General features: G+C 66.4%; 15 protein-coding genes. 7 read left to right on the forward strand and 8 right to left on the reverse strand.

From position 1 onward, the window contains the following. Positions 1 to 76 precede the first annotated feature (76 nt). Positions 77 to 832 carry a class I SAM-dependent methyltransferase gene (locus C8258_RS05910; protein ID WP_106954265.1) on the reverse strand — a complete coding sequence of 252 codons (756 nt, stop codon included), beginning with the start codon at positions 830 to 832 and terminating at the stop codon, positions 77 to 79. Positions 833 to 1,042: 210 nt separating this feature from the next. Here C8258_RS05910 and C8258_RS05915 point away from each other — a divergent pair, with 210 nt between their 5' ends. Together C8258_RS05915 and C8258_RS05920 are read left to right on the forward strand one after the other, a co-directional pair. Further along, entirely contained in the window at positions 1,043 to 1,438 is a 396-nt protein-coding gene (locus C8258_RS05915; protein ID WP_106954266.1) for a DUF3224 domain-containing protein, read from the forward strand. A 54-nt stretch (positions 1,439 to 1,492) separates the two neighbouring features. Continuing rightward, positions 1,493 to 1,954 (forward strand): hypothetical protein, encoded by a 462-nt coding sequence (locus C8258_RS05920; RefSeq protein ID WP_146161169.1) that lies wholly within the window; start codon positions 1,493 to 1,495, stop codon positions 1,952 to 1,954. A gap of 51 nt (positions 1,955 to 2,005) precedes the next feature. Here C8258_RS05920 and C8258_RS05925 read toward each other — a convergent pair whose 3' ends face one another. The 3 genes from C8258_RS05925 to C8258_RS05935 all read right to left on the reverse strand — a co-directional run bounded on the left by C8258_RS05925 (position 2,006) and on the right by C8258_RS05935 (position 3,991). Continuing rightward, positions 2,006 to 2,737, reverse strand: a complete 732-nt coding sequence (locus tag C8258_RS05925) for a dienelactone hydrolase family protein (protein WP_106954268.1) — start codon at positions 2,735 to 2,737, stop codon at positions 2,006 to 2,008. Between the two features lie 205 nt (positions 2,738 to 2,942). Next, a complete protein-coding gene (locus C8258_RS05930) occupies positions 2,943 to 3,656 on the reverse strand; it encodes a cation transporter (protein ID WP_106954269.1) in 714 nt (237 codons plus the stop codon). Continuing rightward, positions 3,656 to 3,991: a helix-turn-helix transcriptional regulator gene (locus C8258_RS05935; protein WP_036507939.1), complete on the reverse strand. Its 336-nt coding sequence runs from the start codon at positions 3,989 to 3,991 to the stop codon at positions 3,656 to 3,658. The genes C8258_RS05930 and C8258_RS05935 overlap by 1 nt, the downstream gene beginning before the upstream one ends. 115 nt (positions 3,992 to 4,106) lie before the next feature. Here C8258_RS05935 and C8258_RS05940 point away from each other — a divergent pair, with 115 nt between their 5' ends. Both C8258_RS05940 and C8258_RS05945 read left to right on the forward strand, forming a co-directional pair. Then, positions 4,107 to 4,442, forward strand: coding sequence for a hypothetical protein (locus C8258_RS05940; RefSeq protein WP_106954270.1), 336 nt, complete (start codon positions 4,107 to 4,109; stop codon positions 4,440 to 4,442). After that, positions 4,439 to 4,858 (forward strand): MerR family transcriptional regulator, encoded by a 420-nt coding sequence (locus C8258_RS05945; RefSeq protein ID WP_106954271.1) that lies wholly within the window; start codon positions 4,439 to 4,441, stop codon positions 4,856 to 4,858. The genes C8258_RS05940 and C8258_RS05945 overlap by 4 nt, the downstream gene beginning before the upstream one ends. 324 nt (positions 4,859 to 5,182) lie before the next feature. On the opposite strand, the gene C8258_RS33610 is transcribed toward C8258_RS05945, so the two are convergent. The 3 genes from C8258_RS33610 to C8258_RS05960 all read right to left on the reverse strand — a co-directional run bounded on the left by C8258_RS33610 (position 5,183) and on the right by C8258_RS05960 (position 6,459). Continuing rightward, complete coding sequence (locus C8258_RS33610; protein ID WP_369974711.1) at positions 5,183 to 5,278, reverse strand: hypothetical protein; 96 nt, start codon at positions 5,276 to 5,278, stop codon at positions 5,183 to 5,185. Between the two features lie 102 nt (positions 5,279 to 5,380). Further along, a complete protein-coding gene (locus C8258_RS05955) occupies positions 5,381 to 5,593 on the reverse strand; it encodes a DUF397 domain-containing protein (RefSeq protein ID WP_106954272.1) in 213 nt (70 codons plus the stop codon). Further along, on the reverse strand, positions 5,590 to 6,459 hold the full coding sequence (locus tag C8258_RS05960) for a helix-turn-helix transcriptional regulator (protein ID WP_106954273.1): 870 nt from the start codon (positions 6,457 to 6,459) through the stop codon (positions 5,590 to 5,592). Before C8258_RS05960 ends, C8258_RS05955 begins: the two co-directional genes overlap by 4 nt. Before the next feature lie 339 nt (positions 6,460 to 6,798). On the opposite strand from C8258_RS05960, the gene C8258_RS05965 reads away from it, so the two are divergent. Beyond that, the gene (locus tag C8258_RS05965; protein ID WP_106954274.1) at positions 6,799 to 7,152 is read left to right on the forward strand and encodes a hypothetical protein; all 354 of its coding nucleotides are present in this window, start codon (positions 6,799 to 6,801) and stop codon (positions 7,150 to 7,152) included. 343 nt (positions 7,153 to 7,495) lie between these two features. Then, a complete protein-coding gene (locus tag C8258_RS32205) occupies positions 7,496 to 7,708 on the forward strand; it encodes a hypothetical protein (RefSeq protein WP_146161170.1) in 213 nt (70 codons plus the stop codon). A 9-nt stretch (positions 7,709 to 7,717) separates the two neighbouring features. On the opposite strand, the gene C8258_RS05975 is transcribed toward C8258_RS32205, so the two are convergent. After that, complete coding sequence (locus tag C8258_RS05975; RefSeq protein ID WP_106954276.1) at positions 7,718 to 7,942, reverse strand: hypothetical protein; 225 nt, start codon at positions 7,940 to 7,942, stop codon at positions 7,718 to 7,720. A gap of 165 nt (positions 7,943 to 8,107) precedes the next feature. On the opposite strand from C8258_RS05975, the gene C8258_RS05980 reads away from it, so the two are divergent. Further along, positions 8,108 to 9,259: a serine hydrolase domain-containing protein gene (locus tag C8258_RS05980; protein ID WP_106954277.1), complete on the forward strand. Its 1,152-nt coding sequence runs from the start codon at positions 8,108 to 8,110 to the stop codon at positions 9,257 to 9,259. The last annotated feature ends 22 nt before the right edge of the window (positions 9,260 to 9,281 follow it).

A 9,281-nucleotide genomic window follows, 5' to 3' on the forward strand; every position in this document is an offset into this window, starting at 1 on the left:
CGCCTCCTTCACATCGGACGGGCCGGCTGGTCGTTGCACCATCCTGCCCTTCGCGGCTCACGACTGACTGCGAGCGTCAGTCGGCGTGCAGGACGAAGAACAGGAAGCACAGGAATCTGTTGTCGGTGCTGTCGCCGAGCACCTCGGGGACCAGATCGCGAGCGGCGGGCAGGGCCGGCGGTTCGCTGATGACGCCGATGCGGAAGCCGGCCGCGGTGAAGGCGTCGGTCATCGCGTGTAATGGCCGATCCCAGAAACTCAGTCGTGCGGTCTGGCCACCCATGGTCCATTCGTCGATTCGGTTTCGGGTCTGGAAATAGTCGGTCGAGTGTCCGGCCAACCGCTGGCCGAGGAAGTTGGCGAAAGGATGCTCGAACGAGACGATGAGCCTGCCGCCGGGGACCAGCACGCGTCGCAGCTCGGCGAGAGCCGGTCCCCAGTCCCGCAGGTAATGCAACACCAGAGACGCGACGACGTCGTCGAACCCGCCGTCGGGAAAGGGCAACGGGTCGGCCAGGTCGGCGACTCGCAGCTCCGCGTCGGCGCCGAGGTGTTGCCGGGCCTGCTCCAGCATCCGGGTACTCGCGTCGATTCCGGTCACGACGGCGCCGCGGTCACGCAGCGCGGCGAACAGTAGACCCGGGCCGCAGCCGACGTCGAGGATTCGCCGCCCGGACACCTCTCCGGCGAGTTCCACGATCGCGGGCCGGTTGTAGTACGCGTGCAGGAGGCCGGTCTCGTTTTCGGTCGCGTAGCCCTCGGCAATGCTGTCGTAGCCGCTCACCGGTGTCGGATCGGCGGGAACTGCATGGCCTTCGGGAACCGGAGTCATACGCTTCATCCTGGCACGACGGAGACGCGTATGCGATGTAAAGGCTTGTCAGCCAACCATTCCGGAGGAATTTCGCCGCGCGATGCGGGTCGGGATGCGCGGCTGCGGCCTGAGAGGAGGTTTCGGCTGTGGTCCGCTGCGGTACGGACGCGGGGCAACGGGTACGACCCGTCGGAATCTCCCGGCGGCCGCCTAAATAAGCTCGCGGGCATGACCGATCAGCACCAGGCCCGCACCGTCGAAGCGCGTTTCCAGATCATCGATTTCACCGAGACGGTCTATGACCAGCCGGACGTGGGCCCCAAGCTGACACGGGTGCAGATCCGCAAGAGCTACAGCGGTGTGATCGAAGGCTCGGGTGTGGTGGAAGTGCTTACCGCCCAGGGAGATTCCGGCGCCGGATTCGTTGCCTCGGAGCGCGTCGAGGGCATCCTCGACGGGCGTCGGGGGTCCTTCGTCATTCAGCATGGCGGTGTGATGCAGGGAGATACCCAGAGCACCTACGGGACCATTGTTCCAGGGTCGGGTACGGGGGAACTCGTCGAAATCTCCGGCCAGGCGACGGAGGCCCAGCAGGAGGTCCTGACCCTCACCTACACGCTGTGAGCGGGCGTGTCGCCCGGACACCAGGGCAATCCACGTTCTGGCAGAGTGCCCTTCATGACGCCGAGCGATCTCTTCTTCCAGCTGGGAGCTGAGCACAGACGACAGGTTCATCTGTCGCTGTGCGAGGATGCGCTGTCGACGTGGGTCGATTACGTCCGGGGCGAGCCCCGCGAGCTGCGCTATCGCGACTCGGTTGTCGGGATGCGGCATAAGGTGGAGGTCGAGCTTCCGGCCGATGCCCTTCGCTCCGCCCGGGCCGGTATGGATCTCGCGGGTGTGCGCGATCGATATCTCGAACCCATTTGCGCGATGCAAGACGATGATCTCGTCTTCCCCGATCCGGTCGAGTTCGCCTACTACGCGATCTACAACTGTTTTCGCAAGTACGTGAGCGGTGACGACATCGAGGATTGGCTGATCGTCAACCAGGCGTTGTCGGCTCACGACATCGACGAGGCGGCGCCGCGTTTGACGCGCACGATCGACGATGTCGCCCGAACCCTGCCCGAAAACTGATCGACAGCCCGGCCGGCAGCTCCTCGCTGCTGTCGGCCGGACCGCCCGTTCTCACTTCAAATGCCGTGCGAAGAAACGACTTCCGTCATCTCCCTCGAACTGCGGGACGCCGGTGTGCCCGCCCATATTGGCGTGCAGCGTCTTCTCTTTCGAGCCGAAGGCGTCGAACAGGTCCAGGGCCTGCTGCCGGTCGTTTCCTTCGTCGTCCCACTGCAGCAGGACCAGCAGCGGAATGGTGACCTGATGTGCCTCGTCGAACATGCTGCGGGGCACGAAACTTCCGGCGAACAGGACGGCGGCCGCGATGCGCGGCTCGACGACCGCCAGCCGGACCCCGATGGCGATCACCCCGCCCGAGAACCCGACCGGGCCGCCGATTCCGGGCAGTGACAGGAGGGCGTCCAGGGTGGCCCGCCATTCCGGTACGGCCTTGTCTACCAAGGGAAGGACGAGCCGATCCACAATTTCGGCGTCGACGGGCTCGCCGGCCTGGACTGCCCGGCGCAGATCGGCTCGGGCCTGCTCGGCGTCGGGGGAACGAGGCCGGTCACCGCTGCCGGGGAGTTCGATGGTGGCCGCGGCACAGCCTTCCGCCACCGCGTGCCGAGCCCGGCCCGCCAGACGCGGATACATCTTGTCCAGCCCGCCGGGATGGCCGAGCAGGATCAGCGGTGTCGGTGCGGAGGCGGATACGGGCGTCCACAGGATGCCGGGGATCTCGCCGAGAGTGAACTTGCGTTCGAGGACGTCGTCGCCGAGACGCTGTTCGGAGGTGAAGTGCATGGTCGTGCCTTTCGGGAGTGCTGTCGCGCGGCGCTCCCGGACGACCTATCGCCCGACCGTGACCCCGGAGGGGAGCACCCATGTCGATATTGCGTTCACGGGTACCACCTCCTCGTTCTCTTGCACGGCTGCGGGAAAGGTAGCAGTGGTCCCAATGGCTCGGCAACGGATTTTTGCACCGATGTGCGGCTACTTACACGCGGGATCAAGGGTGCTGGTGGTCGCAGCAGTCGTAGCTGTGATCGTCGGTCTGCTGTGCGACTGGGGCGGGGCAGCAGGTGTCGCCGTGCCAGGCGTTCACCCCCTCTTTCACCGCGATCAGGGCGATGGCCAGTGCGGCGATCGGATCGGCCCACGACCACCCGAACAGGGCGTTGAGCAGTAGGCCGACGAGCAGCACCGCGGACAGGTAGGTGCAGAGCAGGGTTTGTTTGGAATCGGCGACCGCGCTGGCGGAGCCCAGTTCGCGACCGGCGCGGCGCTGCGCGGCCGACAGGATCGGCATGATCACCAAACTGATTGCGGCCAAGCCTATTCCGATGGGGGAGTGGCGCGCTTCACCGAGTCCGAGCAGGCCGCGGATCGAGTCGACGGTGACGTAGAGCGCGAGAGCGAAGAACGAGAACGCGATGATGCGCAGGGCGATCTTCTCCCGGGCCTCTGGGTTCGGTCCCGCGAACTGCCACGCCACCGCGGCGGCGGAGGACACCTCGATCACCGAGTCGAGTCCGAATCCGATCAGCGCGGTCGACGACGCCCGGCTGCCCTCGGTGAGGGCGATGATCGCCTCGATGACGTTGTAGGAGATGGTCGCGGCCACGAACCAGCGGATCCGCCGCGCCAGCACCGCTCGCCGCTGCGACGACGGACCGACCGCCACGGCCGACGGTGTGCCCGGCATACCCAGCGACTGCGACATCAGCAGCAGCCTTCGGTCTCGGCGGCGGGGCAGCAGGCCGGATCGACCGCGAGCACCAGCCCGAGCAGGTCCTCGAGGGCGGCGGCGATGCGTCGGTCGGCGAGTTCGTAACGGCTACGCCTGCCTTCGGGGACCGCCACGACCAGTCCGCATCCGCGCAGGCACGCGAGATGATTGGACAGAATCTGCCGGGAGACTCCGATTTGCTCGGCCATCTCCGACGGATAGGCCGGGCCGGTACGCAGGCTCAGCAGGATCCGGGTGCGGGTCGCATCCGACAGAGCGTGCCCGAAACGAGCCAGCGCATCGGTATGGGCCACGGGCAAGGTCTGCATACCCCATACGGTACATCGAAATCTGTATACAGAAAATTGTGAATTCATTCGTGGTCGTGCTCGGGTGAATCTCGCGGTTGCATCCGCTACCGGGGTACAGGTTTACCGTCGATCTATGACGATTTCGCCGGCTCGGAACGACTGGGTGCCCTCGGCCTGCACCCTGCCCACGGTCGAGCAGCCGATCCGCGTGACCGAGTTCGATCGGTTCTTCGCTGATGCGGTCCGTGCTGTCGGTCGACCGCACCCGCATCGGCTGGAACTGATTCTCGCCTCCGACGCCGAGCCGCGCGCCCGAGACCTCGCGGCGCGGGAGACCGGCTGCTGTTCGTTCTTCGTGTTCGACTTCAGCGCCACTGAAGAAGGGCCGGTGCTGAGTGTCGGTGTGCCACCGGCCTATACGGCGGTGCTCGACGCATTCGCCGCCCGCGCCACCGGCGGTGCACGGTGACCGCGCTGCGCACCAGCGAGCTCGCGGCCGCCGCAGGGGTGAACACCCAGACCCTGCGCTACTACGAACGCCGCGGCCTGCTGGCCGAACCGCAGCGCACCCTCGGCGGGCACCGCCTGTATCCGGAGGAGGCGGTGACGGTGCTGCGGGTGATCAAGGCCGCCCAGCGGCTCGGATTCAGCCTCGACGAGGTCGCCGACCTGCTTTCCGGCACCGGCCACCATCGGCGCGCCGATGCCGGATTGGGCACCCGTGCGCGGGCCAAGCTCGCGGAGGTCGATGCCAAGCTGGCCGAACTCGGCGCGGTCCGCGATACCCTGCGCGCGGCGCTGGCCGCCGGATGTGAGGATTTGATCGCCTGTAGTGAAACGGGCTCTTGCCCAGTACCTTTCGGCGTTTCAGCTGACTGGCGGTGATTAGCGGACCGTTGACATCGGCAGTCGCGAATGCCGACACGAAGATGCCGCGCTGCACCCACCTCCATCGGCGCTGGGGCAGCGTTACGTGCCGACTGGCCGAGCGCACACGCGGTGGAACTGGGCGCCGGATCGGGCCTGGAGCGCGCTGAGATCCGGTGCCGATAGCAGGCCGTCCCGCTGCGTCGGCAGGGCTGTGGCGCAACGCTTTTCGGTCTCGCCTATTCCTGGAACAGGAATCGTGCGGAATCACCGACTGCGGGCCGCCCGGCCGACTCGCTGCGCCGGCCGACTACGCCTGTGGTTGGGAGAACCCTCCGTTCATCATGATGCCGGTGAAGGCGTCCCACTCATCGGCGGTGAAGTGAGGGCCGGGCCGTCCGGATTCGTCAAATCGCGGACACCGACCCGGCCACCCATCAGGAACGCGACCTCGACGCAATCCCTCTTCGCATCGCTCCTGGTGCTTTTGAACCACCGTGTTCGGCATGGGTCGACGTTCACTTCACGTCGCCATCCCACCTACGCGAACGGCCGGTCGAGCCCACCGTTACTCAGGGTGTCGGTGAAGGCGTCCCACTCGCCGGGGGTGAAGGCGAGCGCGGGACCGCCTGGGTCTTTCGAATCGCGGATGCCGACCATGCTGCCGTCGAGGAATGCGACTTCGACGCATTCTCTCGTGGCGGTGCTTCGGCTGCTCTTGAACCATTTCGCGCCGGATAGATCAACCGTCATCGCAAATACTCCTTCGCTACCTGTCGCAACAAGGCCCTGCTGGCCGTCGCATTCAGGGAGGCGAGCTGCATCTCCTCGTATACTCCAGCGTACCGGCGGACGGAAGCAGATTTTTCCAAATACAAATTGCCGGTGAAGGTTTCAACATAGACGACAGTGCGCGCGCGATCGTTGAACCGCAGAACAACGAAGGCGCCGACCGGATCACCCAGGGGGACTCCGGAGCTGAACGGAAGGACTCGGACCTCGACGTTCGCGCGGGTGCTCATGTCCGCGACGTGGCGAATCTGAGAGCCCATAACTTTGGCGCTTCCGACGATTCGCCGGAGCGCCCCCTCATGGATCACCACCTGGAGTTCGGCGGGACGCACCTTACGGGTGATGAGAAGCTGTCGCCGGAGCTTCAGCCGAAGGCGACGGTCGATTTCTTCCTCGCCAGCTTCGGGCAGCGCAGTGCGAATCAGTGCTCGGGCGTAGTCCGGGATCTGGAGTAGACCGGGAATCAGGTCTGGTTGGTATGTGGCGACCTCCCGCGCTCCCGTTTCCAGCCCCACATAGATATCGAAGTCGGCGGGAATCAGGTCGTCCCATTCGTGCCACCAGTTCTCCGTATCAGATTGCTGAGCAAGGCCTTTCATCGCCTCGATCTTCTCCTGATCGAACTCGTACAACCGGCAGTACGCCTCGATCTCGGAAACAGACAGCTTCTGGGTGAGTCCCTTCTCGATACGCATCAACGTGGGTGCCGAGCGTCCGATGTGTGCCGCGGCCTCGGCCAGGCTCATGCCGGTTTCCTCCCGGGCCTGCCTGAGGTAGTAGCCGAGCTGGCGTTTCGGCAGGGACAGCGGTTCCCCGGGTTCGGCCATCGAATGCCCCTTTTCTGTTTCATTGCGAAGTGAAATGGTGCTTCTGGATTCCTGTAATCCGTCCTGGCGCTTTGCGGCACTTCCGGTGGGATTTCATGTCGCGCACGCGGACCAGGCCGGTCGATGGTGTTCTGGTGCTGCTACCACGACCGACGCGAAACCATGACCGCTCCTGCGGTCGACATCAACAGAGGAACCTGACGAATCGCTAGTGCGGCTACAGGTGGAGTGCGCCCCCTGTGCCACGGCTACCGCACATGATAGCCGAGCCGCACCGGCCCGGCGAGCGCCGGTCGTGAATTGCCTTCCAGCCCAACGTTATCGAAGGAGATACAACCAGTGCCGTACCCACCGATCGACGAGGATGCTCTCCTCGCGCTACCGGGTATCTGCGATCTGACTCAGATCGAACTGGCTCACGATCTGATGCAGCAGCACCGGTGCTGCCGTATCGAACAGTGCGCGTGGAAACAGGTGGCCTATCGGACCCTGGTGCATCTCCGGCGGGTCGAGCCGCCGCGGTTGAGCCCGCGCGAGCGTGCGCATCGGCGCGGCATCGAATTCCCGGTTGGCAGTGGTGTTTCCGCTTCGCCACGTCATAACGCCGTGCCGATCGAGACGTTCCAGCAGGTGCTCGCAGGGTTGACGGAACTGGCAAATAGCGTGCACCCGAACGTCATTCGTGACCGGTGAGCGATGGGAACGTGGAACGCTCTGTCGAGCGTCGTCACGGTGCTGTCGGGGTGTGGCGTCGTGCTGCTCGCCGTCGGATGCTTCTGGCCGAGCGATGATCCTCCACGTACGGGGCACGGCGAGCGACGGAACGGTGCGAACCCCGGGACACCCATCGCGCGGCTCACGGACTGGAGCTGTGCCCCGCCCGCCCGGTCCTTCACCACTGCCGAGGCCCACCACTGGATGCAGATCCATCGCGACCACGACTGCCCGCGCAAGCGTGAGGCTTTCGCCGCGCTGGTCGCGGCCGGCCGCATTCGGCCCGATTCCACCCGCCGGAACACCCTCAGGAGCGAAGACGATGAGTGACCGCGAGACGAATACCGCAGCAGCGCAGGCAGATCCGATGCCGGAACGAATTGGCGAGCTCACCGCGCGCGCCGAAACCACCGGCTACGTTCTCCTCCGCAGCGTCCGTCCGCAACCGGAATGGAAACTGCTGGACAAGGAGAGCGGGGAGGAGGTCTTCTGTGCCGGCGAACTCGACGCGATCGAACGATGGCTCGATTCGTGATCCGTACTGCTACGACGTCGATGTGACCGCACCCCACCGCGACCGTTTCGCGCGGTGCCGGCCGCTGGGCGCGACCCCGCCTTGGCGCACCATGCGCAGCCGGGTCACCTCGTCGGCCTGCGCGGGGATCCTTCGCGTCCGTCCCGGCGCCAGGGAAGCGACTGCGACCAGCGCGCTCGCCCCCAGCGCGGCGGCCAGCGGCACCAGAGCGTTCGCGGTCAGCGGAAGAGCCATGACTGCCTCCTCGTCCTCGGGTCGACAGAGCCCACGACCGCTTCGCACGCTATCGGGTGATTCGAACGCACGGCAGGGCGACACGCCGCCGCGCATTTCGCCCGGCGCGCCGAGGTTCGGCGGCGAACACCGGCCACGATCTCTGTAACGTGTTCTAATTTCGGCATGACCGGCGTGCAGGGATGGGTGGATCCGGCCTTCGAGGCGGTCCGGGAGGTGTTCGCGGCCAACCTGGCCGAGGGGCATGATCTGGGCGCCTCGGTGGCGGTGTGCGTGGACGGGCGTCCCGTGGTGGATCTATGGGGCGGCGTCGCGGACGAACGCACCGGTCGACCGTGGGAGCAGGACACAGCCTGTGTCGTCTTCTCGTGCACGAAAGCGCTCACCGCGACGGCGGCCCTCGCCGTCGCGCAGGACGTCGGCATCGACCCGGACGAGCCGGTCGCGCGGTGGTGGCCCGAATACGCCGTCGCCGGTAAGGAATCCACGACACTCGCCGACATGCTGACCCACCGGGCCGGGCTGCCCGTCTTCGAGCGGCCGATCACGGTGGCCGAGGCCGCCGATCCGGAACTGATGGCGCGCACTCTCGCCGCGCAGCGCCCGATCTGGCGGCCGGGTAGCGAACATGGTTATCACGCGCTGACTTTCGGCTGGCTCGTGGGCGAATTCGTTCGCCGTCACACTGATTCGACGGTCGGCGAGTATGTGCGCGGCCACTTCGGTGCGGATCTGCGTATCGGTGTCTCCGCCGAGGAGGCCGCGCAGGCGGCGCGCCTGGCCCGCCCGCCCGCTGCCGAGACGGTGTGGACGGAAGACGGCGGGCCGGTCGATGCGGCCACGGCGGCCCGCCTGGAGGAGGCCTATCGCGATCCGGATTCGCTGCTGATGCGATCCTCGTCCAATCCAGTTGCCGCATACAACAATTCGGACGTGCTGGCGGGCGGGTGGCCGGCGTCCGGACTGGTCGTCACCGCCCGCGCTCTCGCCGGCTTCTATCGCGACCTCGTCGCGGGAACGCTGCTGCCGCGGGCGGTCCTCGCGGAGGCCACGCGGGAGCGGGTGCGCGGGGTGGACGCGGTGCTGCGACTCGAGACGGCGCTCGGGTGGGGATACATGCTGCCGTCGCAGAATTTCGTGCTGCCGGATACCGCGGCCCCCACCGCGTTCGGGCATCCCGGCGCGGGCGGCTCGATCGGCATGGGCGATGTCGACAACCGGGTCGCGATCGCCTTCGTTCCGAATCTGCGCCGCGATTGGCTCGCCGGTGACCGGCGTGCCTACGACCTGGTCACCGCCGTCTACGACTGCCTATGACATTAGCCGCGGTCTCGCGGAC

This window comes from Nocardia sp. MDA0666, from assembly GCF_003023875.1.
GTDB classification, from domain to species: domain Bacteria; phylum Actinomycetota; class Actinomycetes; order Mycobacteriales; family Mycobacteriaceae; genus Nocardia; species Nocardia aobensis.